Source organism: uncultured Ruegeria sp. (assembly GCF_947504215.1).
GTDB lineage: Bacteria > Pseudomonadota > Alphaproteobacteria > Rhodobacterales > Rhodobacteraceae > Ruegeria.
The window spans coordinates 934442-960615 of sequence record NZ_CANNGO010000001.1; the positions used below are offsets into that span (position 1 = coordinate 934442).

Below are 26174 nucleotides of genomic sequence, written 5' to 3' on the forward strand. Positions count from 1 at the left end.
TGAAAAACCCGTTGGATTAGGGGTTTTCGACCTCAGCTAACAGTCCAACACTCGGGAAGCGCGGGCATTCGGGCCTAGCGGTGTCCGCGCCACCGGCAAAACAGTGGCGCGATTAGACGACCAGACCGTCCTTACACGCAGTTCAGGTTGCGATGGATGACTAGTCTTGCGGTATAATCCGCAAACCCAGTTCCATCATTTGATCAGAGGTCGGATCAGATGGCGCATCCATCATCAAATCTTCAGCACGCTGGTTCATCGGGAACATCATCACTTCGCGGATATTGGCCTCATCCGCCAGCAACATCACGATCCGGTCGATACCTGCAGCGCAACCACCATGCGGAGGAGCGCCATAGTGGAAGGCATTGAAGAGTGCGCCAAAGCGGCTTTTAACCTCATCTTCACCATAACCCGCCAGCTCAAAGGCTTTCAGCATGATCTCAGGCTTGTGGTTCCGGATTGCGCCTGAAACCAGCTCGTACCCGTTGCACGCCAGATCATATTGATAGCCGCGTACATCCAACGGGTTACCCTGCAACGCCTCCATCCCGCCTTGCGGCATCGAGAACGGATTGTGTTCAAAATCAATCGCGCCAGATTCTTCGTCCTGCTCGTAGATCGGGAAATCCACGATCCAAGCGAAGGCAAAGCGGTCTTTCTCGGTCAGGTTCAACTCGTTGCCGATCACGTCGCGGGCTTTGCCCGCAACTTTTTCAAAGGCTTTTGGCTTGCCGCCGAGGAAGAACGCGGCATCGCCGACGCCCAGACCCAGCTGTTGGCGAATTGCCTCGGTCCGCTCGGGGCCGATGTTTTTGGCCAGCGGCCCTGCGGCCTCCATGCCTTCGCCCTGATCCCGCCAGAAGATGTAACCCATTCCAGGCAAGCCCTCTTTCTGGGCAAAGGCGTTCATGCGGTCACAGAACTTGCGGCTACCACCGGTGGGTGCGGGGATGGCGCGAATTTCGGTGCCCTCCTGCTCCAGCAGTTTGGCGAAGATCGCAAAACCCGAGCCACGGAAATGGTCGGAAACAACCTGCATCTTGATCGGGTTGCGAAGGTCCGGCTTGTCACTGCCATACCACAGCGCCGCGTCTTTGTAGGAAATCTGTGGCCAATCCTGGTCGACCTTGCGACCACCGCCAAACTCTTCGAACACACCGGTCAGGACAGGCTGGATCGTGTCGAAAACGTCCTGCTGTTCGACAAACGACATTTCGAGGTCGAGCTGGTAGAAATCAGTCGGCGAACGATCAGCGCGCGGGTCTTCATCACGGAAACAAGGCGCGATCTGGAAGTACTTATCGAAGCCCGACACCATGATCAGCTGTTTGAACTGCTGCGGAGCCTGAGGCAGCGCGTAGAACTTGCCCGGATGCAGGCGCGAGGGCACCAAGAAGTCGCGCGCGCCTTCTGGCGAGGACGCGGTGATAATCGGCGTCTGATATTCGCGAAAACCCTGATCCCACATGCGACGGCGCATCGAGGCCACGACGTCCGACCGCAGTGTCATGTTCTGCTGCATCGCCTCACGGCGCAGGTCCAGATAGCGATAGCGCAGGCGGGTTTCCTCGGGGTACTCCTGATCGCCGAACACCATCAGGGGCAGCTCGTCGGCAGCACCCAGCACTTCCAGCTCGCGCACGTAAATCTCGATTTCACCCGTGGGCAGTTTGGAGTTAACCAACTCGGGAGCACGCGCTTTGACCGTGCCATCGATACGGATGCACCATTCGGACCGCACCTTTTCGAGCTCGGCAAAAGCAGCGCTATCGCCATCGCACAACACCTGGGTCACGCCGAAATGGTCGCGCAGGTCGATAAACAGCACGCCGCCATGATCTCGTACCCGATGCACCCAGCCAGAGAGGCGAACGGTTTCGCCAACATTGGCGGCGGTCAGTGCGGCGCAGGTGTGGCTGCGATAGGCGTGCATGAAATATCCCTTCGGGCGCAAAATTCGTCGCGCCGGTACACCGCGTCAGACTGAGAAAGTCAAGGCAGGTCGCGCCGTCAAAACGGCCTTTGCAGATTCCCGCAATGGAAATACACACCCAAAGCGACGGCAACGATGATATTACCCAAGACTGGTCGCAACAGATCAACATGGAAAATAACCCGTGCTGATGGTAAGCTCAGCTGGATGACAGCCCGCCCGTGAAGGTCACGGCGGCGTTCAGCAGTTATTCCGCACGCCCTTCCGGCGGGATTGCGTTGTTTCGCCAAAAAACCGGCCGAAACAGCAACTCCTGCGGTAGCGCCCGGGTCAACAGGTCACCAATTCTACCGGTATCAGCCCGCGTAGCGAGTTTCCCATATATACGGTTTGCGCATTCTGGAGATCGGTCAGGGTCAACTTGGACTCCGTAAACTCATGACCTTCCAAAAGCTCTTCGCGTAGAATGCCTGGCAACAGCCCACACGACAGCGCCGGAGTAAGGCGTTTGCCGTCTGGCATCACGACAAACAGATTGGTGATCGTACCCTCACAGAGTTCATCGTGCTCGTTCAGGAAAAGCAACTCGTCAATATCGTCCACCATAGCCGCTCGGGCGGTGTCATATACCGTGCGCCGCGTTGTTTTGTAACGCAGCCAAAGATCAGACGCGTTCAGCCTTGTGTCGGCCAGCGCTAACCGCCAATGGGGCGGGTTGTTCGCCAGAGGCGCTGTTGTCAGTTCGAACTTTCCCGAGATTTCCATCGTCAGCCTGCACCGCAACGGTACCCCATTCGGCACATCAGCCAGAGCTTCCAAAGCCTCGTCTACTATGAATGGCAAGCCTAGTGCGGTGGCGGTTCGCGCCATGCGCCTCAGATGGCGGTCTCGCCTTACTAAACCCAGATCTGACCGGTGGGCCAACGTCTCGATCAGGCGGAAATCAGGCTCAACTGGTGCGCAAAGCGGGCCTTCCATAGCGCTTCCTCATATTCAGACGGGGCTGTACTGTCCCAGACAACTCCACCGCCCACGTTCAGCGTCGCCGCGCCATCTTCGACCATCAGGGTGCGAATGGCCACGTTGAATTCGGATCGTCCATCCGGGGCCGCCCATCCGATGGCACCGCAGTAGATGTCTCGCGCCCATGGCTCCAGCTCGGACAGTATTTCCATGGCGCGTATTTTGGGTGCGCCTGTGATAGAACCGCACGGGAACAGGGCAGACAAGATATCAGACAACCCGGCACCCACCTGCAACTGAGCCCGCACGAGCGACACCATCTGGTGCACCGTCGCGTAAGTTTCGACCTTGAACAGTTCGGGCACGTGCACCGATCCTGGTAGGGCAACCCGGCTTATGTCATTGCGCAGCAGGTCGACGATCATCAGGTTTTCGGCCCGGTTCTTTTCGTCAATCGACAAGAAATTCCGCCGACGCGCATCCTCGGCCATATCTTCGCTGCGGGGCTGCGTGCCTTTCATCGGGCGCGTTTCGATACATCCCATTGTATCGGTTCGAAAGAACAATTCTGGCGACCGGCTGAGCAGGTCTGGCAGGTCATCCTGTTCGACAAAGGCGCCGTGCCCGACAGATTGACGGGCTGTCAGCGCGGCATAAAGCGAAGCACTATCGCCATTTATGGTCATGTCGATCGGGAAGGTCAGGTTAGCCTGATAGATATCTCCGGCGCCTATGGCATCGTGAACCGTCTGAAAGGCCCGCGAGTATCTCTCATCATCCCACCTGGGTCTAAAGTCGGAGATTCCTGCATCCGCTTTTGGTAGGTCGCTTTGGGTCGGATGATCGTAAACGCCAAAACACATCAACGGCAAACGGCGATCTTGCGGCAGGAGCGCCAGAAGGCGCGCCTCTAACGCATACCCAAGCTCATAGCTTGCATACCCGGCCACCCAGGCACCACTTGCGCGTGCCTCATCCAGCGCCGTCATTGCCTGGGGCACGTCCTCCGCCATGTCAGCGCGGATTATCTGGGAAGGCCGGGCAAAACGGGTTCCCGGACCGGCCGGCCCCTGATCAAAACGAATACGCAATTGCATCCTCATTTGCCGTGCAACGGGGTATAGAGAATACGCAGACGAGGGGAAGAGGGGAAAGCGGCAATTTCGCCCTTGTTTCCGATACCTCTTGAACCTTTTGGCGCGGTCCCTATAACGCAGGACAATTTGGGCGCTTGGGCGGTGCCCCTGACTCGCGAACATCGAAGGACGTAGGCTATGCCGAGAAGAACCGACATTCAGTCGATCATGATCATCGGGGCGGGCCCCATTGTCATCGGTCAGGCCTGTGAATTCGACTACTCGGGCGCTCAGGCCTGTAAGGCCCTGCGCGAAGAAGGTTACCGGGTCATTCTGGTGAATTCAAACCCTGCGACAATCATGACAGACCCGGGCCTCGCAGACGCGACGTACATCGAACCGATCACGCCCGAGGTTGTCGCCAGGATCATCGAAAAAGAGCGCCCCGACGCGCTGCTGCCCACCATGGGCGGTCAAACCGGTCTGAATACCTCGCTGGCACTGGAAGAGATGGGCGTGCTGGACAAATTCGGGGTCGAAATGATCGGCGCCAAGCGTGACGCCATCGAAATGGCGGAAGACCGCAAGCTGTTTCGCGAGGCGATGGATCGGCTGGGATTGGAAAACCCCAAGGCCACCATCATCACCGCACCAAAGAACGAAAACGGCAGCGCTAATCTGGACGCCGGCGTGCAGATGGCGTTGGACGAGCTGGAAGAGATCGGCTTGCCAGCCATCATCCGCCCCGCCTTTACCTTGGGCGGTACTGGCGGTGGCGTGGCGTATAACCGTGAGGACTATATCCATTTCTGCCGATCGGGCATGGATGCCTCGCCGGTCAATCAAATTCTGGTCGATGAATCCCTACTGGGTTGGAAAGAATTTGAAATGGAAGTAGTGCGCGACACCGCTGACAACGCCATAATCGTTTGTTCCATTGAAAACGTTGATCCGATGGGCGTGCACACTGGTGATTCGATCACTGTCGCCCCTGCCCTGACGCTGACCGACAAAGAATACCAGATCATGCGCAACGGCTCGATCGCCGTTCTGCGCGAGATTGGGGTCGAGACCGGCGGGTCAAACGTGCAATGGGCGATCAACCCTGATGATGGCCGTATGGTCGTGATCGAGATGAACCCACGCGTTTCGCGATCCTCGGCGCTGGCGTCCAAGGCGACCGGCTTCCCGATCGCAAAGATCGCCGCCAAGCTGGCCGTTGGTTATACTCTGGACGAGTTGGACAATGACATCACCAAGGTGACCCCGGCCAGCTTCGAACCCACCATCGACTATGTCGTCACCAAAATCCCGAAATTCGCATTCGAGAAATTCCCCGGCTCGGAACCGTACCTGACCACCGCGATGAAATCGGTGGGTGAGGCCATGTCCATCGGCCGCACCATCCACGAGTCGATGCAAAAAGCGTTGGCCTCGATGGAATCTGGGCTGACGGGTTTTGATGAGGTCGAAATCCCGGGCCTGAGCGTTGGCGTCTGGGAAGAAGCCCCTGACAAAGCGGCGGTGATCAAAGCCATCAGCAAGCAAACCCCGGACCGTCTGCGCACCATCGCGCAGGCCATGCGTCACGGTCTGTCTGACGATGAAATCTTTGGCGTCACCAAGTTCGACCCCTGGTTCTTGGCCCGTATCCGCGAGATTATCGAAGCCGAGCGTGACATCATAAAAACCGGCCTGCCGGTGACCGAGGCCGGTATCCGCAGGCTCAAGATGTTAGGCTTTACCGATGCTCGCCTTGGAAACCTGACAGGTCGCGACGAAGACAACGTCCGCCGCGCCCGCCGCAATCTGGGTGTTACGGCAGTGTTCAAACGCATCGACACCTGTGCGGCCGAATTCGAAGCGCAGACGCCCTACATGTACTCGACCTACGAGGCCCCGATGATGGGAGAGGTTGAGTGCGAGGCACGACCATCAGACCGCAAAAAGGTTGTCATCCTCGGCGGTGGTCCGAACCGGATCGGTCAAGGCATCGAGTTTGATTATTGCTGCTGCCATGCTTGTTTCGCGCTTACCGACGCAGGTTATGAAACCATTATGATCAACTGCAACCCCGAGACGGTCTCGACCGACTATGACACATCGGATCGGTTGTATTTCGAGCCGCTGACCTTCGAACACGTCATGGAAATCCTGACGAAAGAACAGGAAAACGGCACTTTGCACGGTGTGATCGTTCAGTTCGGCGGCCAGACTCCGCTTAAACTGGCAAATGCACTGGAAGAAGAAGGCATCCCGATCCTCGGCACCACGCCGGATGCCATTGATCTGGCGGAAGACCGTGAGCGGTTCCAGGCTCTGGTCAACGATTTGGGCCTGAAGCAACCCAAGAATGGCATCGCCTCGACCGACGAGCAGGCGTTGGAGATCGCCGAAGACATCGGTTTCCCATTGGTAATCCGCCCCTCTTACGTTCTGGGTGGTCGTGCGATGGAAATCGTACGCGATATGGATCAGCTGCGGCGCTACATCAATGAAGCCGTCGTCGTGTCGGGCGACAGCCCCGTTTTGCTGGATAGCTATCTTGCCGGTGCGGTCGAGTTGGACGTGGATGCGCTGTGCGATGGCACAGACGTGCATGTAGCGGGCATCATGCAGCATATCGAAGAGGCAGGCGTTCACTCCGGCGACTCAGCCTGTTCGCTGCCGCCATATTCGCTGTCGGATGAGGTCATTGGTCGGATCAAGGAACAGACTTTCAAGCTGGCCAAAGCCTTGAACGTTGTCGGCCTGATGAATGTGCAGTTCGCTATCAAGGATGACGAGATCTACCTAATCGAGGTCAATCCGCGTGCCTCGCGCACCGTGCCCTTCGTTGCCAAGGCCACGGACAGCGCAATTGCCTCGATCGCCGCGCGGGTGATGGCAGGCGAGAAACTTTCCAACTTCCCAATACGCCCCGCGTATCAAGAGGGTCAGGACACCAAGATCGCAGATCAAATGACTTTGGCCGATCCCAATATGCCTTGGTTCTCGGTGAAAGAGGCCGTACTGCCTTTCGCTCGGTTCCCGGGCGTCGATACGATCCTGGGCCCAGAAATGCGTTCAACCGGGGAAGTCATGGGTTGGGATCGGGATTTCCCGCGTGCGTTCCTCAAGGCGCAGATGGGGGCTGGCATGGTCCTGCCATCGTCGGGCCGGGCGTTCATCTCGATCAAGGACGCCGATAAAACCCCGGCTATGCTGGAGACTGCGCAAGTGTTGGCAGGGCAAGGCTTCACGCTGGTGGCCACGCGCGGCACACAGTCATGGCTGGCAGATCAGGCCGTTGCCTGTGATCTGGTCAACAAAGTTTATGAGGGCCGCCCGGACGTGGCCGACATGCTGAAAGATGGTCAGGTGCAATTGGTGATGAACACGACCGAAGGCGCACAGGCTGTTGAAGACAGCAAAGTCATCCGGTCGATCGCTCTTTACGACAAAATCCCTTACTTCACGACCGCCGCCGCCAGCCACGCCGCAGCGCTGGCGATCAAGGCGCAGGCCGAAGGGGATGTCGAGGTCAAATCGCTGCAAGGCTGAGCAGCCATAGATTTGAAACGAGAAGCCCCCGGTGACAAACCGGGGGCTTTTTGCTTTTAGTGACCGCTTAAGTAGCGGTTTGAACCGCCAGTTGCTTCCTCTCATCCCGCGCAAAGAACAGCAGGTAAAACACCGGCGCCGCAACCATGGTCAGGACCGTTGCAAAGGCCAGACCGCCCATGATGGTCACTGCCATCGAGACGAAAAACGCATCTGTCAGCAATGGTGCCATCCCAAGGATCGTTGTGATCGCGGCCAGCATGACCGGGCGCAGACGCGAGACTGAGGCTTCGATGATCGCCTCGCGCAACGGTGTGCCGGTCGCACGGACCAGATCGATTTCCTCGACCAGCACAATACCGTTCTTGATCAGCATCCCGGATAAGCTGAGCAAACCCAGAAGCGCGGTGAACGTGAAAGGCAGACCAGTCCCAAGCAGGCCAATCACCACGCCGTTTACCGACATTGGCACCAGCAGCCAGATGATCACAGGCTGACGGATTGCGTTGAACAGCAGCACGGAAATCAGAACCATGATCAGCAAGCTAAGGGGCAGCTGCCTGCCCAAACTTGCCTGCGCATCGCCCGAGTCTTCGAACTCACCACCCCATTCCATCTTGTACCCGGGCGGCAGGTCAATTGCTTCTATTGCGTCGCGAACTTCGGCGTGAACCTGCGCCGCTGTCAGCTCGGGCGGGATATCGGCCCCAACCGTAATGGTCAAAACCCGGTCGCGACGATGTACCAGCGTATTGAGCGAGGTGTATTCGAACCCATCCACCATTTGCTCGATCGGAACAAACCTTTCGGACTGATCCGAGTACACGACCTGATCGACAATCGAATACTCGCCATCGGCCGGTCGGCGCAGGATGATCGGGATCAAGCGGTCACGCTCGCGTAAAACCCCTCCGGTGATACCATCAGTGGAAAACTGCAATGTCGCTGCAATATCTTCGCGCGTCACGCCTGCGGTCTGTGCGCGTTCGGTGGCATAGATCGGCTGCACGGCCAGCTCTTGCTCGCGCCAATCGTGGTGAACCAAAAGAGCGTTGGGTGAGGCTGCGGCCATTTGTTGGACGGCTTCCTCAGCCAGTTGGCGCAGAACCTTCGGATCGCTGCCCGAGAACCGCGCCTGGATCGGATCCCCGCCACCTGGACCGAAGACCAGACGTTTGGTGCCAAACTCTCCTTCGGGGAACTGGACCGATCCAAACGCCTCAAGATCCGCCTGAAGGGCTGGGATGTCCTCTAGGGTTTCAGTGCGGATGATCATGTGACCATAGCTTGGATTTGGCTTTTCCGCCGAATAGGTCAACATGAACCGGGTTGCGCCCTGCCCCACAAAAGTGGTCGCAGAAACGACATCGTCCCGGGCCGCCAGCCATTCTTCAAAAACCGCCATATCCTGCGATGTGCGTTCAATCGGTGTGCCCTGAGGCAGCTTATAGTGAACAAAGAACAAAGGTGTGTTCGAGTTGGGGAAAAACTGCTGCTTCATCAAACCAAAGCCCGCATAGCAGACCACGGTGACCGCGACCAATCCGGCAACCACCAGCCAGCGGAACCGCAACGCCCAGCGCAGGATTGCACCATAGACGCGGAACAAAATGCCGCTGTAGGCGTCCAGCTCACCCTCTTTGCCTTGCTTGAAGAAATAGTGACCCAGCATGGGTGTCACCGTGATGGCCAATACCCAGCTCAGCAACAGCGAGATGCCAATGACGGCGAACAGCGAGAACAAGAACTCTCCGGTCGCATCCGGGCTGAGACCGATCCCTGCAAAAGCCATGATGCCGATCACCGTTGCACCAAGAAGTGGGATCTGCGTTTTGGCGGCCACGTCTTCGGCAGCATCGCGCGAAGATTTGCCCCGCAGCATCGAGATCTGCATCCCTTCAGCCACCACGATTGCATTGTCTACCAGCATCCCCATGGCGATAATCAGGGCGCCCAGCGAAATCCGCTCCATCTCGATGGAAAACAGCGACATGAACAATAAGGTACCGACCACGGTCAGCAATAGGGTTGAACCAACAACAACCGCAGCCCGCCAGCCCATGAAGATGCCCAAAACGGCAACCACGATAGCCACTGACATTGCGAGATTCACAAGGAAGTCGTTCGAGGCCTGCTCGACAACAACGTGTTGCTGGTAGATAGGCAAGATTTCCACACCAAAAGGGATTTCCGCATCCAGTTCAGCTAATTTCGCATCCGCAAGTTTGCCAACCTCGACAATGTTCTCGGTCGCCAGCCCCGCAATCCCTAAGGTGAAAGCTTCGGTCCCATTGAACCGGATGATGATGTCGGGATCGGTTTGCCGCGCGCGATAAACATCGGACATATCGAACAGATTGATGACCTGACCCTGAGAGCCCACGGACAGCCCGGCGATGGCCGACACGCTGTCCGAACCTTCAGCGGTCAAAATGGTGGTCCGCTCACTTTCCGAGCGTAAGGACCCTGAAGAATTGACCGAGTCAGCATTGGCAATCGCATCATTGATCGCTTGCAAAGGAACGTTCTGGTTAACCGAAATCGCCAGGTCGGGTTCTACAAAGATCGCCTCATCCGGTAACCCCTGCACCTCAACATCTGCGACTCCGTCAACGGTTAGCAATTCACGGCGCAGGAACGTTGCAAGTTCGTGTTTTTCCGCGTCCGAAAACCCCTCGGCCGTCACTGCATAAAACAAGCCGAATACGTCGCCAAACCCATCATTGACATATGGGGCGTTGACCCCTGATGGCAGGCCACGCGCCGCGTCGCGCACTTTGGCACGCAGGCGCGTCCAAACGTCGGGCAGCTCCGTGCCGTCGTAGATTGATTTGATTTCCACTTCGATCAGGGACTGGCCCGGCTGATTGACCGAAGTGATAACGTCCACCTCGCCCATCTGCTGTATCGCGGATTCCAAAGGTTCTGACACTTCCAAGGCCACCTGTTCCGCCGTGGCACCCGGGTATTGGGTCGCAATGACCGCGTTTTTGATCGTAAACGCCGGATCTTCAAGGCGTCCAAGCGACAGAAATCCCCAGATGCCGCCGAAAAGTGCAATCAGAATTATCAGCCACGTGTAAAGCGGCCGGTCGATAGAGGCGCGTGCAATATTCATCTGTCAGCGCCTCAGTTCGCAAAGCCGGTAAAACGGCGCACAGCCTGACCGTCGGTCAGCACAGCGCCACCTGCGACGACGATCTCGTCGCCATCAGACAGGCCGGACAAAACACGGACATCGCCGGTTTGGGTCGGTTCGATCGTCACCGGCACAGATCGTACCGTACCGTCATCCGCACCAACCGGTGAAAAGACCATCACGCTCAGATCTCCGTTTGCACCAGCCACGATGGCGGTTGCCGGCACGACGATTCCACTGCGATCATCCTGCACCTGGACGTTAACAGTGACGGAGGACCCCGGCAGAATTTGCATGCCCTCGGGCGGGGTCAGACCAAACTGAATGCGAAAAGTCTGCCCTACGCTTGAGGTTTCCGCGTCGAATTCCCGGATTTCCAGCGGAAAGACTTCATCGCTGACCGGGAATTTGGCGGTGATTGTCAGGTCGTCATTCTGCCCCGATCGCTGAAACAGGATTTCTGGAACATCAACCTCGATCCGAAGTTCAGACATATCGTGGATGCGCACGACCGGCGTGCCCGCCGAAACGGTGGTAAAGGCCTCGACCGCTCGACTAGAGACCAGCGCATCAAACGGCGCAGTCAGCGTGGCATGTTCCAGTTCGTATTCCGCATCCCGCAGCGCTAGCGCTGCCAGTTGTGCTTCGGTTTCGGCGTCATCAACCGCAACTTGGCTGGCGGTGGTTCCGCGCAGGCGCGACAAGCGGGCTTCGGTCCGGTCAGCTTGGTCTTTTTGCAGGCGTGCACGATCCAGACGCAGCTCAAAGGGCTCCTGATCAAGGCGGGCGATCAGACCTTCTTTGGGGATCACAAAACCTTCGGTCACCGGCATTTCAACAATTTGCCCTGCGACCTGAAAGGCAAGGTCAACGGTTTGGCGTGCGGCGACGCGGCCAAAAAACTGGCGCGAAAAACCGGGTGTCGTTTCGCTCACCTGCATCAGTTTTACTGGCTTGGGAACATCTTGCGCGACAATCGGTGTCGCCAGAACGGCCAGAGCAAGGCCCAGTGAAGTCAGGAGTTTCATTTCTTCAATCCCTCGGGAATTCCCGTTTTCAGAATGTTGTCACGGATTTTGCAAGCCATTCGCGCGAATTCGACAGTTTCTTCTGCGTTCAGTCCAGAGGCCCTGTGGAACAGGTCTCCGGCCTCAGCCACGAGCATATTCCGCGTCTCGTGCCCCTGCTCTGTCAGAACAAGAAGCCAGGCGCGGCGGTCTTCAGGGTCTCGTTCGCGGATCAGGTATCCTTGCTTCTCCAAAGCATCCGCCGTGGCGGTGATCGTGGACGGAACACTTAACATATCCGCAGCCAAAACGCCCATCCGCTTGGGTTCATTCAGCTTTATCAGCATATGGCATTCCGGATGGCTCAGGTCCGTTTCGATGCAATCGAAAGTTTCTTCAAGCTTCCAGTACAGGGCATAGACCCCCATGATCGCCTGGATCTCGGGGCTGAGGCGCCCAAGCCTGGAGTGGATATCATCTGGCATTCAAAGCCCTCGCGCGAGTCTGTGTTGCCATATACTTCAATTTTCGAACTATTCAAGATGTGAAGTGCATTGCGCCGCAAACATTCCCTTGGGTCAAGATCACTTGATCAAATCCCGTTGTGACTGCATTTTGGGCGAATCCGAAACATCCAGGACCTATCATGTATACGCCCGCCATCACCGGTACAGGTGTTTTCACACCCGAGAACATCATAACGAACGCCGAACTTGTTCAGGCTTTCAACGCCTATGCCGACAAGCAGAACGCCGAAAACGCCGAGGCAATCGCCGCCGGAACGATGGAACCGATGCAACATTCGTCTGAAGAGTTCATTCTGAAAGCATCCGGTATCGAGAACCGCTATGTGATGGACAAGACAGGTATTCTGAACCCCGGGGTCATGCATCCCTCGCTCCGCCAGCGTAGCGATGATGAGCCAGGCATAATGACCGAGATGGCGTTGGATGCGTGCACCAAAGCGCTGGCGCAGACCGGGCGTACAGCCGCAGATGTCGACCTGGTGATCTGCGCAGCTTCAAACCACGAACGGGCGTACCCTGCGATTGCAATCGAGATTCAACAGGCTTTGGGCATCGACGGGTTTGGGTTTGACATGAATGTGGCCTGCTCGTCGGCAACGTTTGGCATTCAGGCCGCCGCGGACATGGTTCGGTCGGGATCAGTCAGGGCCGCGCTTGTGGTGAACCCGGAAATCTGCTCGGGTCATCTGGAATGGCGCGACAGGGATTGCCACTTCATTTTCGGTGATGTGGCGACTGCTACTTTGATCGAGCGTATGGAAGACGCTCAGGGCCCTCATTTTGAGATTCTTTCGACGCGCTGCGCCACGGCGTTCTCGAACAACATCAGAAATAACAACGGTTTCCTGCGCCGCTCGCGTCCTGATGGCGTGATCGACCGGCGCGACATGCAATTCATGCAGAACGGGCGCAAAGTATTCAAAGAAGTTCTGCCCATGGTCAGCAAACATATCAGCGATCATATGAGTGCCGAAGGCATCAACAGCGATGGTCTAAAGCGTCTATGGCTGCATCAAGCGAACAAAACGATGAACGATTTCATCGGAAAAAAGGTCCTCGGCCGAGAACCTGAAGCGGGCGAACAACCCAACATTCTTCAGGACTATGCGAATACGTCCTCAGCCGGATCCATCATCGCATTTTCAAAGTATTCTGATGATCTGGAGGATGGCGATGTCGGCCTGATCTGTTCCTTCGGAGCAGGCTATTCGGTTGGTTCGGTCATAGTCAAACGGCATGCTTGACGAATGAAACGTTCAATGCACCCGGTAAATCAGCCTAACCTTCCTTGACACGATAGATGTGGAACGCCGCATCTTTGCCGCCTTCCAATTCCTCGAGATACTCTGGCAACTGTCCGCTGATCAGTCCAGCTGGCAGCCCCACGCCATCAGATACTGACGACCAATAGTCTGATCTGGGATTGAATTTGCATATCGCAATGTAGTCCACCCCCAACTCTGCAAGACGTGGGCCTATGGTCGATGCATCTGACCTGAACAGATCAATCTGCGCCAGAATCCCAGCTTCGTTTCGATGATAGTTTCCAGCCAGGGCCGAATGATCCGTATAGCGAAGCAGGTATGACGCATAGTCGAAGCCAATGACAACCATACCTGGTTCAATACTGCGGAGCTGTTCAAACGAGTGCTTTGAATTGCAAGAGACAATGCGGCGCGGTTCTTGCGTTGTATTAGCTGTGTTTTCACTCTTGGCAGCTGTCAGAGCTTTGTATTGTTTTTCGATGGTGGCACCTGTTGTGGGTGACACAAAAGCGATAAACAGGATCATTAAAACACCAATCAGGCGCTTACCACTGGCCTTATAGCTTTGATAAATTACCCGCAAAACTTGGGCCTGTACGGCCACCATCGAAAAACTAAGGAATGTCTTCATCCGGGACTGGTACAAATACAGGACCAAACCTATCGCGACTAGCAACAGGAGCAGCAGGTACTCCATTTTTTTGTCTGTCGCATAAATGAACACTGACGCGGCAAGTATTGTGAAAACAGCGGTGCCGATCAGCGCAACAGTCTCGCCGGTATGCCTCTGAATAACCAAAGTAACATTCTGTGCCTCAGTTATCTGGCTTAACCAGAACTCGCGTATTGCAGCTGGCAATTGGTCGATCGGGTTTTCCAAGCAGTATGGTGCATATGTATGTGCGATCCCCAGAACGATTGCCCCTATCACCAAAAAGCACCCTGCCCGTCCCCAAGAGGACCAGCCAGAGGCCAGAAAGGCGGCACCAAAGAGGCCTAGCGCGGCCATACCTGCGGGCAAGGCAACGCTAACAGTCAGTCCATCACACCCCGGATAAAAAAAGCTATCGCGGCTTGTCGTTGTTAGGATGGTCAACACCAAAGTCGCGAAAACGGCAGCACAGAATTCCATCGTACGACGACGGCCGTCGTTGCCAGACAGGATCCAATCGAACGCCACAAAAATTCCGATCAAAGCGATCTGTGCCAACGATTCAGAGCCGATTGACACAGACAACGCGAGACAAACGCCAATCCACAAACCGGCACGCGGCCTGTCTTCACGTAAAACGAAGAAACTAACTGCCGAAGCAAACAGGAGTATCTGTAGCCCATGATGATCGAAGGAGTATTGATCGTATTTGGCTGAGCTCTTTAAGGCAAACACCCCAAGGACCACTGCCGAGACCGCCCCTGCGCGGCCGCCCAGCGCACCACCAGTAACTGTAAACGCCCACAGAGTAAGCCCCGCCAACAAGACTGGCCAGATAAACGCCGTTGTACCAAGTGCAGCCTCAGACGGCAGAACTGTGCTACTGACCCAGTAAATTGCTGAGATCGGCGCATCAACCAGCCGCGACCAATGCATCAAAGTTCCGTCACCAGGTCCAAGGCGATGTTGATAGGAATCAAACCAACCTTGACCTTGTTGCAAGTCTGTCACAGCCACCCACCGCATGGCGTCATCGGGACCGACAGCATAACCGCCAAGCATCACGAGACCAACAAACACTAAAAATGCGGCGGCAAACAACCGGCATACAAACCCGTCAGCCAAAGTACTGTAAGATCTCTGCCGATGATGCATGTTAATCTGCCCTCAACTGCCTTGTTTTTGAACCTTGCAACAAGTCAGAACACTTCACTGGGAAGGGATAGGATTGGGCGATGCACCAATTCCAACCTGAACCAAATTGTCTGGTGATCTTTGGATTGCGCACACTTTTTAAGACGTATCCGGCCTGATTTTCACTTGTGAAATCGTGACTTTCCTCAACTCACACTTTCTTCTTCCAGATGTAGCTTCATCTCGATTAGAACCTGTTGCAAAAGGCTAGTTTCCCTCAACAACCGCTTGGCCTCGTTCATTGTGATGATGCCGTCTTCGATTGCCGCCTGATATTCAGTCATCAACATCGCGAATCTTTGGCTCAACGCGATGACATCCGAATTCACGCCACCTGTACGAGGGGCATCGGTATTTCGACCGTCATAAGACAGTGTGATGTTTTTCAGGTCGGCCAAGGCCGAGGTGACGTGGGGGTAAGCTGCCGCGTTTTCAAGCCGGGCCACTGCATCCACGGGCATAAATCGATCAGCATGCTCGGCATTGTCAGAATAATATCGTCCCAACGTTGCTTTGGACTTGCCCGTAATCTCACAGGCGGCCTCGATTCCGACATCTTTAACGAGTGCTTCTGTATGTTTCTTCAGATAGGCCCCGATATCTGCCATTGCTTTACCTTTGTTACCTGCGCGCGCCTTCCCGACGGTAGATACGGGGGAAAGCGTGGGGAAAATTCCCATACTCGATTCATAATTGAAATGTCATACATTGGCTATCCCTCAGATAAGCGGGGGATTTTGTGAGTGAGTGGCGGCAGTTTCTGCCGGTAAAGAGTGAACGCGAGGCAAGTTTTTTAGCTTCGCGAAGGTTTGGCCGCATGATGGCCAACGGCGTCGCTGTTGCGAGCGCGGGGGTTCCATCCCCAAGAGCTTACGCTCGGCCTCTGCAACCGCGATGGCGACGTCGCTTATCTTTGGGAATTGACGCCTTGTTCGTATGCCCGAAGCGTTTTAGACCCGCGCCATGGCTAAACTGTATTTCAACTATTCCACCATGAACGCGGGCAAATCGACCGTTTTGTTGCAGGCCTCGCACAACTACCGAGAACGGGGCATGGACACCTACCTGATGACGGCCGCCGTCGATGGGCGCGCAGGAGACGGGCGGATCGCATCGCGTATCGGGATCTCGGAACAGGCGGACAAATTTCGCCCGGAAGACGACGTGTTTTCGATGATCGAGAATCGCTTGAACCGCGGGGCAGTGGCCTGCGTGTTCATTGATGAGGCGCAGTTTCTGTCCGAAGTTCAGGCCTGGCAATTGGCACGGGCGGTGGATGACCTTAACGTGCCGGTGCTGACCTATGGGTTACGCGTAGATTTTCAGGGCAAGCTGTTTCCGGGATCTGCCGCGTTGCTGGCACTTGCAGATGAAATGCGTGAAGTCCGAACTATCTGCGAGTGCGGTCGCAAAGCCACTATGGTGATTCGCCGGGATGAAAACGGGCAGGCCATTACCGAAGGCGCACAGGTGCAGATTGGCGGGAACGAGACGTACGTTTCGCTGTGCCGCAAACACTGGCGTGAGGCTGTGGGCGCCTAAACCGGATTGGGCAATGCACGCCCCTGGACAAACGCCGCGACATTATCCAACGCCATATGTCCCATGCTGGTGCGCACTTCTTCGGTCGCTGTGCCCAGATGAGGCAGCAGGGTCACGTTCTCCATATCCTGCAATGAGTTTGGAACGACTGGTTCGAATTCGTAGACATCCAGGCCAGCACCGGCGATTTGCCCGGCTTGCAGACCAGATATCAAGGCGGCTTCGTCCACGACTTCTCCTCGCGCGATGTTAACCAAAATCGCCGAAGTTTTCATCGCCTCCAAAACTTGCGCATTGATCAGGTGGCGTGTGTCGGCCCCACCGGGAACCGCCACAACAAGGAAATCCACTGCAGATGCCAGCGTCAGAATATCCGGCACGAAATCCGCCGCAAAGTCGAGCTGCTTGGCGCTGCGTGCCAAATAGGCAACCCGCATGCCGAATCCGAAATGGCAGCGACGGGCAATTGCCTGACCGATTCGACCCATTCCAACGATGCCCACGCGCTTGCCGGTGACGTGATGCCCCAACATCTGAGTTGGGTGCCAGCCTTGCCAATTGCCCGAACGGACCAAACGCTCGCCCTCACCCGCGCGACGAGCGGTAGACAGCAGCAGCGTCATCGCGATGTCCGCCGTTGCATCTGTCACCGCGCCAGGCGTGTTGGTAACCTCGATTCCCACGGCCTGCGCCGCGCTGACATCGATATGGTTGTAACCGACACCGAAGTTCGCCAGCAATTTGCACTGCGGTGCGGGCACATCTTTGAAGAGCCGCTCCCCAAACTGATCCCCCAGTGTCGGGACCACCATGTCGAATTCAGACAAGGCACGTGTCATCTCGTCATGGGTTAAAGGCGTGGTTGTTTCGCGAATCTCGGCATTGAACTCCTGAATCGCGCGGGCTTCAACCGCTGGTGTCATCGGACGGGTGATCCAAAGCTTCATCAGTGCATCCGTCCACCAATTGGAACTTTCCCATCCGGGCCGATCAGGACGATCTCGTTGTTTTCATCCGGAAGCCCCAGAACCAGAACTTCGGACATGAATTTGCCGATTTGGCGGGGGGGAAAGTTGACCACCGCCATCACTTGCTTCCCAACTAAACTGGACGGGTCGTAATGCGCGGTGATCTGGGCCGAGGTTTTGCGTTCGCCAATCCCTTCACCAAAATCAATCCACAGCTTGATCGCCGGTTTGCGGGCCTCGGGATAAGGTTCGGCGCGGATCACTTCGCCAACGCGGATATCGACTTTGAGAAAGTCGTCAAAAGATATCTCACTCACGCGACAACTCCTTGGATCGATCAGTTGCGGCCTTAACAGCGCGGTGCAGAAGGTTCGGAAAACCTTCCTCCTCGTGCATCAATACTTCCAGTGCGGCATGGGTAGTGCCTTTGGGCGACGTCACATTGACTCGCAGTTGCGACGGGTCCTCATGCGAGGCCATCGCCAACGCCCCTGCCCCGGCCACGGTGGATTTGGCTAATCGCATCGCCAACGCGTGTGGCAGGCCCTGTGCTTCACCTGCTGCGGCAAGCGTTTCGATCAGGTGAAAGACATAAGCCGGGCCAGAACCGCTGAGGCCGGTCACAGCATCCATCTGCGATTCCGAATCCAAACGCACGGTATCGCCAATTGCTGACAGTAGGTTTTCGGCCAAATCCAGATCTGGGCCCGCCGTATGAGAGTTCCCGATCACCGCCGTAATCCCCTGGCGAATGGCAGCGGGTGTGTTCGGCATGGCGCGCACGATTGGGGTGTTATCACCCAAGACATCTTCAAACGTCGCGATAGAGGTGCCCGCGGCAACGGAAATGAACAGGCTATCGCCACCGCCAAGTGCCTGGATCGCAGGCAAAGCGGTACCCATCATCTGCGGTTTGACAGCCACCAACACAACTGCCGGTGCTTCGGGCAACGGAGTATTGATGTTGACTCCCTGGGCCTTCAGCCACTCTGACGGGTTGGGGTCAATCACCCAAACAGAAGCGGCGGGCAAGCCGTGATCCAGCCAGCCAGCCAACATTGCGGATCCCATCTTACCGCAACCCAGAAGCACAAGCCCCTGCTCGGCGATACGCGACATGTCCATGATTGCCCCTTCCCTTAACTAGCCGGTTCGGGGCAAAGCTTTACGCGCGGCCATAGGCCTCTGCAATGGCGACTTGCATCGCGTCTTCGGGGTCGCGGTTGCCCCAGGTGACCAATTGGATCGCAGGATAGTAACGCTCAGCGCTTAGCACTGCGGCAGTGATCATCGTATCGATCTGTTCCGGGCTGGCCGTTTGGCCGCCAGCAAGAACCAGGCCGTACCGGTAAACCATAAGCTTCTGGTTCGCCCAGTACGTAAATGCCCCCGCCCAGCACTGGTCGTTCATTTTGTTTAGAAGTTTATAAAGCTCGGTTTCGCGGTCCGCGGGTGGTTCCATCTCAAAGGAACATACCATCCGCAATGTCTCGTCATAGTTAGACCAGGCCAGCGTGATCGAATATGTGCGCCACTGTCCTTCGACAGCCATTGCAATCTGATCGTCGCCGATGCGGTCAAAATCCCAGTCGTGGTGTTCGGCCAGATGTTCAACAATATCGATTGGATGAAGGTCTTCTTCGAGAAACTGCTCGGAAAGGGCCATAATGCCACCTCACTCTTCTCTAGCATTTAGGGGCTGGCAGCGCCCCAGCGCTAGTTGCCTGCTCTACAAGCCGGGCTTCCCCCGTTGGCCTGTACTAAATATGGTGCGATGTGGCCGATACTCTGGCAACCCCCATTTTTGGGGATAACAGCAATAAGTTGTGGATAGCTGGCAACGCGGATCAAAATATTGGCATTACTTGCAGCTTTGTCTTGATTAAATTCCGCAAGGCGTCAGACTACACCGCATCGCACAACCCGAGATTTGGATTGCGCGGCAATAGTCTTGTCCGAAAAACCTGATCAATACGGAACGCGACGGCTTTACTTTTCCAGTTTAGCCTCAAGCGTCGCAATGCGGGCTTCCAGTGCCGAATTTTCTTCGCGCGCTTTTTGCGCCATCGCCCGAACGGCATCAAATTCTTCACGCGTTACAAAATCACGGTCAGCCAACCAACGGTCGACCATTGACTTCATTGCGTTCTCGGCCTCTTCCCGCGCGCCTTGCGCCACACCCATGGCGTTGGTCATCAGCTGAGAGACATCGTCCAGGATCTTGTTACGGGTTTGCATGGCTTTACTCCGGTATCGCAGTTGGTCTCTATATGGGTAAAGAATGGCCCGGGCACAAGGTTGACTTGTCCCGCAAACCCCGGGCAATGAGGCGCACATGCAGGCTGTTCTGAATTTCCCCGATCTGTCGCCCGAGTTATTCTCGATCTCATTGTTCGGGATCGAGTTCGCCCTGAGGTGGTACGCACTGGCTTACATTGCCGGTATCTTGATAGCGTGGCGCATGGCCGTGAGGGTCCTAAGGCGCCCTGCCCTTTGGCCAGATGACACGCCACCAATGCGCGCTGAGCAACTAGATGACCTGATCACCTGGATCATTCTTGGTGTCATTCTGGGCGGGCGCCTAGGCTTTGTGCTGTTTTACCAACCGGCCTATTATCTTTCGAACCCCTTGGACATTTTGAAAGTTTGGCAAGGCGGCATGGCTTTTCATGGCGGGTTGTTGGGTGTCGTCATTGCCTCGTTCCTGTACTCTCGCCGCCACAACATTCCGACGCTTTCATTGGGCGATCTTGTCGCCTTTACTGTGCCGCCTGGGCTGCTGCTAGGCCGTTTGGCCAATTTCGTTAACGCCGAGCTTTGGGGCAGACCAAGCGAGCTACCCTGGGCAGTGATCTTCCCGGGCATAGCCGCGCAGGAATGCCCTGACGTTGTTGTGGGCATGTGCGCCCGGCACCCCTCACAGCTGTACGAAGCAGCACTGGAAGGCGTGCTGCTGGGTGCCCTGCTCCTGGTTCTGGTCTATCGCAGCAGAGCCTTCCGTAAGCCCGGTCTGATCATGGGTGTGTTTCTTGCCGGCTACGGCGCGTCGCGGTTCATTGTCGAGTTCTTCCGCCAACCGGATGCGCAATTCGTCTCACCAGGAAACCCCTTGGGGCTGGCGTGGCATGTCAGTGGCTACGGCCTGACCATGGGCCAGTTGCTGTCACTGCCTATGATCGCGCTTGGTCTTTGGTTTGCATTGCGCCCACGCCAGAAAACATGAGCCTATTGGACCATCTTACTACGCGCATTCTTCAGGATGGCCCGATAAGCGTGGCCGCCTACATGACCGAGTGCTTGCTGCATCCAACGCTGGGCTATTACACCACACGCGACCCGCTTGGCCCGCAGGGCGACTTTACCACCTCTCCTGAAATCAGTCAGATGTTCGGTGAGGTGATTGGATTGTGCCTGGCGCAAAGCTGGATGGATCAGGGGCAACCCTCTCGGTTTATACTTGGTGAGCTTGGTCCGGGGCGCGGCACCCTGATGGCGGATATCTTGCACGCAACACGGCGCGTGCCCGGATTCCATCAGGCGGCAAAGGTAGTACTGCTGGAAGTGTCGCCTGAACTAAAGAAAAAGCAAGCCGAAACCCTTCGTGAATACGCACCGGAATGGGTGGGCAACATCGCTGAGTTTCCGGATCTGCCATTGTACTTGGTCGCTAACGAATTCTTTGACGCCTTACCGATCCGACAGTTTTTAAGGGATGGCGACAGCTGGTGTGAACGGTTGGTCGGCGTGTCAGCGGGCTCGCTAACGTTCGGCTTGGGTCCTCGCACAGAACAGTCCGGGCTCAAGCACAGGATGGATGACACGACGGATGCAGATCTGGTCGAGCTATGTTCGGCCGCAACTCCTATTCTGACGACGGTCGCCCAAAAAATCGCGACATGTGGCGGGTCAGCTCTGATTGTGGACTACGGTGATTGGCGCTCTCTGGGCGATACATTGCAAGCGATGCAAAACCATAAACATTCGGACCCGCTGGAAAACCCGGGCCAGGCTGATTTGACGTCACATGTCGACTTTGAAGCTTTGGCCGGAGCCGCCCGGGCAGCAGGGTGTGCATACACGCGTCTGACGCCGCAGGGTGTGTTTTTGGAACGGTTGGGTATCACGGCAAGGGCCCAGACATTGGCCAATTCGCTAGAGGGATCTGAGCTGGAAGGGTTGATTGCCGCACATCGCAGGTTGACGCACCCCGAGGAAATGGGAAACCTGTTTAAAGTGCTGGGCCTGTATCCGGCACAATCGGCGCCACCACCGGGACTGGACTCATGACACTGGAAATCTTGACATCAGATATTCTGTCCCCTGTTCGCCATGGTTTCTTTAGCCGTCGTGGCGGTGCGTCTTCCGGGATATTCTCAGGTTTGAATTGCGGCCATGGATCATCTGACCAGACCGAGGCCGTGGCGCTGAACCGCCGCAGGGTTGCCGACGCAATGGAAGTGACGCCCGATGCGTTGATCGGCGTGCATCAGGTGCATTCTCCCACCGCCTTGACGGTCGAAGGACCTCAGAACGGCGAAAAACCCAGGGCGGATGCGATAGTGACGGCGACCCCTGGGCTGGCCCTGACAATCCTGACAGCCGATTGCCAACCGGTCCTTTTTGCCGATCGCGAAGCTCAGGTAATAGGAGCGGCCCACGCGGGCTGGCGTGGTGCTTTGGACGGGGTGCTTGAGACCACTTTGGACGCCATGGAAGCACTAGGTGCCAAACGGGAGAACACCTGCGCGGTCATCGGGCCAACCATCTCGCAACGGGCCTACGAAGTTGGCCCGGGCTTCATGGACGAGTTCATTGCCGAGTCACCAGACAACACCCGTTTTTTTGCAAATGGCCAGGATGATAGGCTGCAATTCGACCTTCCTGCATTTGGCCTTCACAGGCTTCGCCAAGCGGGAATCGGTCAGGCTGAATGGACAAGACACTGCACTTATTCAGACCCTGAACGGTTTTATTCTTATCGCCGTTCAACCCACGCGAAAGAAGCGGATTATGGCCGCCTGATTTCCGTCATTAAATTATAGAAGTTGCCGAAAATAAGGCAGGCTTGCCACCTTTCCGCCATATTTATTGTGTCTATCTTATTAAGAATCGTATTGAATTTTTGCCAGTAGATCAGACGTTATCTGACGATCCGACCTTTGAAATCTGGCATCCAAAATAAGAAGGACTGCCATACTTCATTTTCTGCCTGCATATCATCCAGCTAAAGCCTTATCGCTGCCTCAAATGGGCATGACAGTAGGTTAATACGGAATTCGGGGCATCAGACCCCAAGCAGAGCAGGATCAGGGAATGAAAACGAAATCTCGCTTTCTCAGCGCAGTGGTCGCGGCCACGCGGGACCAGAATTTGGAAATGCCTTGGAAACGGGTTTCAAGCCATTCTGTCAGGGTCGCACGCCGTTTGGCCGCACGACGCTGAAGTAGGAAACCTGAGGGGCCAAGCTGCCGGCCCTGACGGAGAGAACGCGCATCGGAAATTGCTCCGGTCCGATGCGTAACAGGTCGCGATCAACTCCGCGGCATGTTTTTGGAGTGTGTGTGTAGGCAATTGTGGCCTGCAAAGTACGAGTTTGTCTGGGGGGTCACTATGTTGACCAAAGGAACGCGAAATTGCATCGCTGTGCCGCGCTATATTGGCCGGGGCACGGGTCTTACCCGCTTGTTTCAAGACAAAGAACCTATCTGCCAGGCAGGCCTGTATGGGGTACGCCGCGCCTGACGGAATTTTGAAGGGAACGGAATATTATGACTATTCCAAATTCACTGGCCAGCCCGGCCAGCCACGCTGTTAAAACATCTGCATTACTGAGAGAGGCGCCACGACCAGCCACAACGCAGAAGGCACAGCTGCGGCGCTATGAGGTCAGCTGCTTGATGAAAAACGGCGATGTTTCGCAAATGCGCCATATCGCGCCCGCCTTGCCAATGTTCGAGGATGCATTCTGTGCATTTTCGCGAGGATCTCTGGTGGAAACGGAGCTGGGGCCGGTTGCGATTGAAGATCTGATGCCTGGCGACAGTGTCCTGACTCAGGACGGCACTTCGCAAAAGGTGCTGTGGAAGGGGTCGGTCACTTTGATCCCTGGGCGCGAGGATTCTCGTGGCCGTACACGACCGCTAACACGAATCATGGCAGATACGTTCGGAATGCAAAAGCCGTTGTCTGGCGTGATCGCCGGTCCTGCTGCGCGACTGCTGGGAACGCCTGCGCACCTGCGGCATATCCATGGAAACGAGGCTATCCTGACACCTGTGTCCGAATTTCAGGATGGGATGGGCGTTGTCGAAACAATGCCGCCAACACCGGTCGAATTGTTTCACATTTGCCTGGAAAAGCACAGCGTTATACGGGTGGATGGTTTACAATTTGAAACCTATCACCCAGGTATTAATGCAGTTCGGATGATCAGCCATTCACTTCGGTCGATCTATCTGAACCTGTTCGCGCATATTGAGTCACTGAACGATTTTGGCCCGCTTTTGATACCACGCGCCGGAGATGGAGAGGTGGACGCAATATCTGCGTAAGTTGTTAACGATTACTGCAAGTGTGGGGGCATCATGCAGCTATTACTAACCTGGATCATATCATTGGCGGTTGTCGCTATTCTTCCGCCTTGCGAGGCACATTCAAAGCGCATGCGGTTTACGCCGTCCGGTTCATTCGTTCTTCCAGAACGTCGAACGGCACGCCGGGCTCGTCTTTTGCGCCGCGGATAACAAGCGAAGTCTTAACGCTGGCCACGTTTGGCGTGGTCAGCAGCTCGCCTGTCAGAAACTGTTGAAAACTGCTGAGATCAGGCGCAACGCATTTCAGAATGAAGTCGACCTCGCCGTTCAGCATATGACATTCCCGGACCAGGGGCCACTCGCGGCAGCGGTCTTCGAAGGCACGCAGTTCTGTCTCGGCCTGACTGTCCAGCCCGACCATCGCAAAGACCTGAACTTCGAACCCCAGCTCTCGCGAATTCACTTCGGCATGATATCCGGTGATATAACCGGATTCTTCAAGAGTACGAACACGTCGCAAGCATGGTGGGGCCGAGATTCCGACGCGTTTGGCCAATTCGACGTTGGTCATACGACCGTCCGCCTGCAATTCCGCCAGAATCTTGCGGTCGATTTCATCCAGCCGAGTCGTGACCATCAAATGCTCCTGATTTTTCGGTTCTTATATCAGCACCCCGCCTATGCGCAATAATGTTTCGCATCTGCGCAATTTTCTTTGTTTTCAAAACGCTCGATTTTGTGACCCCATTCCCCAGCTGCATATCTGATGTTGCGCAGGAAGGGGCTTTAAGCCCTGCGCGACCGCCGTTATATCGGTGCGACGGGCAAATGGCCCAATTCAGCCAGTTCGAGCGGGGGTACCATGGCCGACACACGACACACCAAGGTTCTGATCATCGGATCGGGCCCTGCAGGATACACCGCCGGCGTTTACGCCAGCCGGGCGATGCTGGAACCGATTCTGGTGCAGGGGATCGAGCCCGGTGGACAATTGACGACCACAACCGAAGTCGAGAACTGGCCCGGCGATACCGAGGTTCAGGGCCCCGATCTGATGGTTCGGATGCAGGATCACGTCAAAGCAATGGGGTGCGAAGTGATCGGTGACATCATCAGCGATCTTGATCTGGACCAGCGCCCGTTCGTCGCAAAAGGCGACAGTGGAACCACCTACACCGCCGACGCCGTCATTCTGGCAACCGGTGCCCGCGCAAAGTGGCTGGGCCTGCCGTCAGAAGAAAAGTTCAAAGGTTTTGGTGTCTCGGCCTGTGCCACTTGTGACGGATTCTTTTACCGTGGACAGGAAATCGTTGTGATCGGCGGAGGCAATACCGCGGTCGAGGAAGCATTATTCCTGACAAACTTCGCCAGCAAGGTCACTCTGATTCACCGCCGGGATGAGCTGCGCGCCGAAAAGATCTTGCAGGATCGCCTGTTCAAGAACAACAAGATCGAACCGCTCTGGTTCCACCAACTGGATGAAGTCGTCGGCACAGACACACCGCTGGGTGTCGAGGGTGTGCGCGTGAAAAACGTCAAAACCGGCGAGATCACCGAGATCCCGTGCAAGGGTGTTTTTGTCGCGATCGGGCATGCGCCTGCCAACGAGTTGGTCAAAGACAAACTGGACAGCCACATGGGCGGTTACGTGGTCACCAAGCCCGGCTCGACCGAGACCTCGGTCCCTGGTGTGTTTGCGGCGGGTGATCTGACGGATCACATCTATCGCCAGGCTGTCACAAGTGCCGGAATGGGCTGTATGGCGGCCCTCGATGCTGAACGCTTCCTGGCTGAGCAAGACTAATACAAAAGCAGGGTTCTCGGGCGCA

At 56.1% G+C, this 26174-nt stretch carries 23 protein-coding genes; 9 read left to right on the forward strand and 14 right to left on the reverse strand.

Going from position 1 to position 26174, the window contains the following annotated elements:
* Positions 1–160 precede the first annotated feature (160 nt).
* The 3 genes from aspS to Q1B21_RS04565 form a co-directional block, all read right to left on the reverse strand.
* The gene (aspS, locus tag Q1B21_RS04555) at positions 161–1936 is read right to left on the reverse strand and encodes an aspartate--tRNA ligase (protein WP_299886404.1); all 1776 of its coding nucleotides are present in this window, start codon (positions 1934–1936) and stop codon (positions 161–163) included.
* Positions 1937–2266: 330 nt separating this feature from the next.
* On the reverse strand, positions 2267–2914 hold the full coding sequence (locus Q1B21_RS04560) for an aminotransferase class IV family protein (RefSeq protein WP_299886407.1): 648 nt from the start codon (positions 2912–2914) through the stop codon (positions 2267–2269).
* Positions 2869–3996: an aminodeoxychorismate synthase component I gene (locus Q1B21_RS04565; RefSeq protein WP_299886410.1), complete on the reverse strand. Its 1128-nt coding sequence runs from the start codon at positions 3994–3996 to the stop codon at positions 2869–2871. Before Q1B21_RS04565 ends, Q1B21_RS04560 begins: the two co-directional genes overlap by 46 nt.
* A gap of 177 nt (positions 3997–4173) precedes the next feature.
* On the opposite strand from Q1B21_RS04565, the gene carB reads away from it, so the two are divergent.
* A complete protein-coding gene (carB, locus tag Q1B21_RS04570) occupies positions 4174–7518 on the forward strand; it encodes a carbamoyl-phosphate synthase large subunit (protein WP_299077234.1) in 3345 nt (1114 codons plus the stop codon).
* A gap of 67 nt (positions 7519–7585) precedes the next feature.
* On the opposite strand, the gene Q1B21_RS04575 is transcribed toward carB, so the two are convergent.
* The 3 genes from Q1B21_RS04575 to Q1B21_RS04585 are packed head-to-tail and all read right to left on the reverse strand — an operon-like array spanning position 7586 to position 12149.
* Positions 7586–10636 (reverse strand): efflux RND transporter permease subunit, encoded by a 3051-nt coding sequence (locus Q1B21_RS04575; RefSeq protein ID WP_299886414.1) that lies wholly within the window; start codon positions 10634–10636, stop codon positions 7586–7588.
* 11 nt (positions 10637–10647) lie between these two features.
* Positions 10648–11685, reverse strand: a complete 1038-nt coding sequence (locus tag Q1B21_RS04580) for an efflux RND transporter periplasmic adaptor subunit (protein ID WP_299886417.1) — start codon at positions 11683–11685, stop codon at positions 10648–10650.
* Complete coding sequence (locus tag Q1B21_RS04585) at positions 11682–12149, reverse strand: MarR family transcriptional regulator (protein ID WP_298933822.1); 468 nt, start codon at positions 12147–12149, stop codon at positions 11682–11684. The genes Q1B21_RS04580 and Q1B21_RS04585 overlap by 4 nt, the downstream gene beginning before the upstream one ends.
* Before the next feature lie 161 nt (positions 12150–12310).
* On the opposite strand from Q1B21_RS04585, the gene Q1B21_RS04590 reads away from it, so the two are divergent.
* Complete coding sequence (locus Q1B21_RS04590; RefSeq protein ID WP_299886420.1) at positions 12311–13435, forward strand: beta-ketoacyl-ACP synthase III; 1125 nt, start codon at positions 12311–12313, stop codon at positions 13433–13435.
* A gap of 34 nt (positions 13436–13469) precedes the next feature.
* On the opposite strand, the gene Q1B21_RS04595 is transcribed toward Q1B21_RS04590, so the two are convergent.
* Entirely contained in the window at positions 13470–15263 is a 1794-nt protein-coding gene (locus Q1B21_RS04595) for a hypothetical protein (RefSeq protein WP_299886423.1), read from the reverse strand.
* 185 nt (positions 15264–15448) lie between these two features.
* Positions 15449–15910, reverse strand: a complete 462-nt coding sequence (locus tag Q1B21_RS04600; RefSeq protein ID WP_298934065.1) for a hypothetical protein — start codon at positions 15908–15910, stop codon at positions 15449–15451.
* A 355-nt stretch (positions 15911–16265) separates the two neighbouring features.
* Here Q1B21_RS04600 and Q1B21_RS04605 point away from each other — a divergent pair, with 355 nt between their 5' ends.
* A complete protein-coding gene (locus Q1B21_RS04605) occupies positions 16266–16844 on the forward strand; it encodes a thymidine kinase (RefSeq protein WP_299886426.1) in 579 nt (192 codons plus the stop codon).
* Here the strand turns inward: Q1B21_RS04605 and Q1B21_RS04610 are convergent.
* The 5 genes from Q1B21_RS04610 to Q1B21_RS04630 form a co-directional block, all read right to left on the reverse strand.
* Positions 16841–17791, reverse strand: a complete 951-nt coding sequence (locus tag Q1B21_RS04610) for a D-glycerate dehydrogenase (protein WP_299886429.1) — start codon at positions 17789–17791, stop codon at positions 16841–16843. The two genes, Q1B21_RS04605 and Q1B21_RS04610, sit on opposite strands and share 4 nt — an antisense overlap.
* The gene (locus Q1B21_RS04615; protein WP_299886431.1) at positions 17791–18129 is read right to left on the reverse strand and encodes a tRNA-binding protein; all 339 of its coding nucleotides are present in this window, start codon (positions 18127–18129) and stop codon (positions 17791–17793) included. Before Q1B21_RS04615 ends, Q1B21_RS04610 begins: the two co-directional genes overlap by 1 nt.
* A complete protein-coding gene (gene proC / locus Q1B21_RS04620) occupies positions 18122–18937 on the reverse strand; it encodes a pyrroline-5-carboxylate reductase (protein WP_299886434.1) in 816 nt (271 codons plus the stop codon). The genes Q1B21_RS04615 and proC overlap by 8 nt, the downstream gene beginning before the upstream one ends.
* A 40-nt stretch (positions 18938–18977) precedes the next feature.
* Positions 18978–19478, reverse strand: a complete 501-nt coding sequence (locus Q1B21_RS04625) for a YbjN domain-containing protein (RefSeq protein WP_298933836.1) — start codon at positions 19476–19478, stop codon at positions 18978–18980.
* A gap of 323 nt (positions 19479–19801) precedes the next feature.
* On the reverse strand, positions 19802–20050 hold the full coding sequence (locus tag Q1B21_RS04630; RefSeq protein ID WP_299886438.1) for an accessory factor UbiK family protein: 249 nt from the start codon (positions 20048–20050) through the stop codon (positions 19802–19804).
* A gap of 97 nt (positions 20051–20147) precedes the next feature.
* Here Q1B21_RS04630 and lgt point away from each other — a divergent pair, with 97 nt between their 5' ends.
* The 5 genes from lgt to Q1B21_RS04655 all read left to right on the forward strand — a co-directional run bounded on the left by lgt (position 20148) and on the right by Q1B21_RS04655 (position 24363).
* A complete protein-coding gene (lgt, locus tag Q1B21_RS04635) occupies positions 20148–21035 on the forward strand; it encodes a prolipoprotein diacylglyceryl transferase (protein WP_299886441.1) in 888 nt (295 codons plus the stop codon).
* Positions 21032–22099, forward strand: coding sequence for an SAM-dependent methyltransferase (locus Q1B21_RS04640; RefSeq protein ID WP_299886444.1), 1068 nt, complete (start codon positions 21032–21034; stop codon positions 22097–22099). The genes lgt and Q1B21_RS04640 overlap by 4 nt, the downstream gene beginning before the upstream one ends.
* Positions 22096–22854: a peptidoglycan editing factor PgeF gene (pgeF, locus tag Q1B21_RS04645; RefSeq protein WP_299886447.1), complete on the forward strand. Its 759-nt coding sequence runs from the start codon at positions 22096–22098 to the stop codon at positions 22852–22854. The genes Q1B21_RS04640 and pgeF overlap by 4 nt, the downstream gene beginning before the upstream one ends.
* Positions 22855–23125: 271 nt before the next feature.
* Complete coding sequence (locus Q1B21_RS04650; RefSeq protein WP_298933848.1) at positions 23126–23254, forward strand: hypothetical protein; 129 nt, start codon at positions 23126–23128, stop codon at positions 23252–23254.
* Between the two features lie 326 nt (positions 23255–23580).
* Positions 23581–24363, forward strand: a complete 783-nt coding sequence (locus Q1B21_RS04655) for a Hint domain-containing protein (RefSeq protein WP_299077270.1) — start codon at positions 23581–23583, stop codon at positions 24361–24363.
* A gap of 118 nt (positions 24364–24481) precedes the next feature.
* Here the strand turns inward: Q1B21_RS04655 and Q1B21_RS04660 are convergent, their stop codons facing one another.
* A complete protein-coding gene (locus Q1B21_RS04660; protein ID WP_298933852.1) occupies positions 24482–24982 on the reverse strand; it encodes an Lrp/AsnC family transcriptional regulator in 501 nt (166 codons plus the stop codon).
* A 225-nt stretch (positions 24983–25207) separates the two neighbouring features.
* On the opposite strand from Q1B21_RS04660, the gene trxB reads away from it, so the two are divergent.
* Positions 25208–26149 carry a thioredoxin-disulfide reductase gene (gene trxB / locus Q1B21_RS04665; RefSeq protein WP_299886453.1) on the forward strand — a complete coding sequence of 314 codons (942 nt, stop codon included), beginning with the start codon at positions 25208–25210 and terminating at the stop codon, positions 26147–26149.
* Positions 26150–26174: the final 25 nt, after the last annotated feature.

Coding starts and splice junctions, on each gene's coding strand:
- aspS (WP_299886404.1), bottom strand. CDS start 1,936: ATGCACGCCTATCGCAGCCACACCTGCGCCGCACTGACCGCCGCCAAT.
- Q1B21_RS04560 (WP_299886407.1), bottom strand. CDS start 2,914: ATGGAAGGCCCGCTTTGCGCACCAGTTGAGCCTGATTTCCGCCTGATC.
- Q1B21_RS04565 (WP_299886410.1), bottom strand. CDS start 3,996: ATGCAATTGCGTATTCGTTTTGATCAGGGGCCGGCCGGTCCGGGAACC.
- carB (WP_299077234.1), top strand. CDS start 4,174: ATGCCGAGAAGAACCGACATTCAGTCGATCATGATCATCGGGGCGGGC.
- Q1B21_RS04575 (WP_299886414.1), bottom strand. CDS start 10,636: ATGAATATTGCACGCGCCTCTATCGACCGGCCGCTTTACACGTGGCTG.
- Q1B21_RS04580 (WP_299886417.1), bottom strand. CDS start 11,685: ATGAAACTCCTGACTTCACTGGGCCTTGCTCTGGCCGTTCTGGCGACA.
- Q1B21_RS04585 (WP_298933822.1), bottom strand. CDS start 12,149: ATGCCAGATGATATCCACTCCAGGCTTGGGCGCCTCAGCCCCGAGATC.
- Q1B21_RS04590 (WP_299886420.1), top strand. CDS start 12,311: ATGTATACGCCCGCCATCACCGGTACAGGTGTTTTCACACCCGAGAAC.
- Q1B21_RS04595 (WP_299886423.1), bottom strand. CDS start 15,263: ATGCATCATCGGCAGAGATCTTACAGTACTTTGGCTGACGGGTTTGTA.
- Q1B21_RS04600 (WP_298934065.1), bottom strand. CDS start 15,910: ATGGCAGATATCGGGGCCTATCTGAAGAAACATACAGAAGCACTCGTT.
- Q1B21_RS04605 (WP_299886426.1), top strand. CDS start 16,266: ATGGCTAAACTGTATTTCAACTATTCCACCATGAACGCGGGCAAATCG.
- Q1B21_RS04610 (WP_299886429.1), bottom strand. CDS start 17,791: ATGAAGCTTTGGATCACCCGTCCGATGACACCAGCGGTTGAAGCCCGC.
- proC (WP_299886434.1), bottom strand. CDS start 18,937: ATGGACATGTCGCGTATCGCCGAGCAGGGGCTTGTGCTTCTGGGTTGC.
- Q1B21_RS04625 (WP_298933836.1), bottom strand. CDS start 19,478: ATGGCCCTTTCCGAGCAGTTTCTCGAAGAAGACCTTCATCCAATCGAT.
- Q1B21_RS04630 (WP_299886438.1), bottom strand. CDS start 20,050: ATGCAAACCCGTAACAAGATCCTGGACGATGTCTCTCAGCTGATGACC.
- lgt (WP_299886441.1), top strand. CDS start 20,148: ATGCAGGCTGTTCTGAATTTCCCCGATCTGTCGCCCGAGTTATTCTCG.
- Q1B21_RS04640 (WP_299886444.1), top strand. CDS start 21,032: ATGAGCCTATTGGACCATCTTACTACGCGCATTCTTCAGGATGGCCCG.
- pgeF (WP_299886447.1), top strand. CDS start 22,096: ATGACACTGGAAATCTTGACATCAGATATTCTGTCCCCTGTTCGCCAT.
- Q1B21_RS04650 (WP_298933848.1), top strand. CDS start 23,126: ATGAAAACGAAATCTCGCTTTCTCAGCGCAGTGGTCGCGGCCACGCGG.
- Q1B21_RS04655 (WP_299077270.1), top strand. CDS start 23,581: ATGACTATTCCAAATTCACTGGCCAGCCCGGCCAGCCACGCTGTTAAA.
- Q1B21_RS04660 (WP_298933852.1), bottom strand. CDS start 24,982: ATGGTCACGACTCGGCTGGATGAAATCGACCGCAAGATTCTGGCGGAA.
- trxB (WP_299886453.1), top strand. CDS start 25,208: ATGGCCGACACACGACACACCAAGGTTCTGATCATCGGATCGGGCCCT.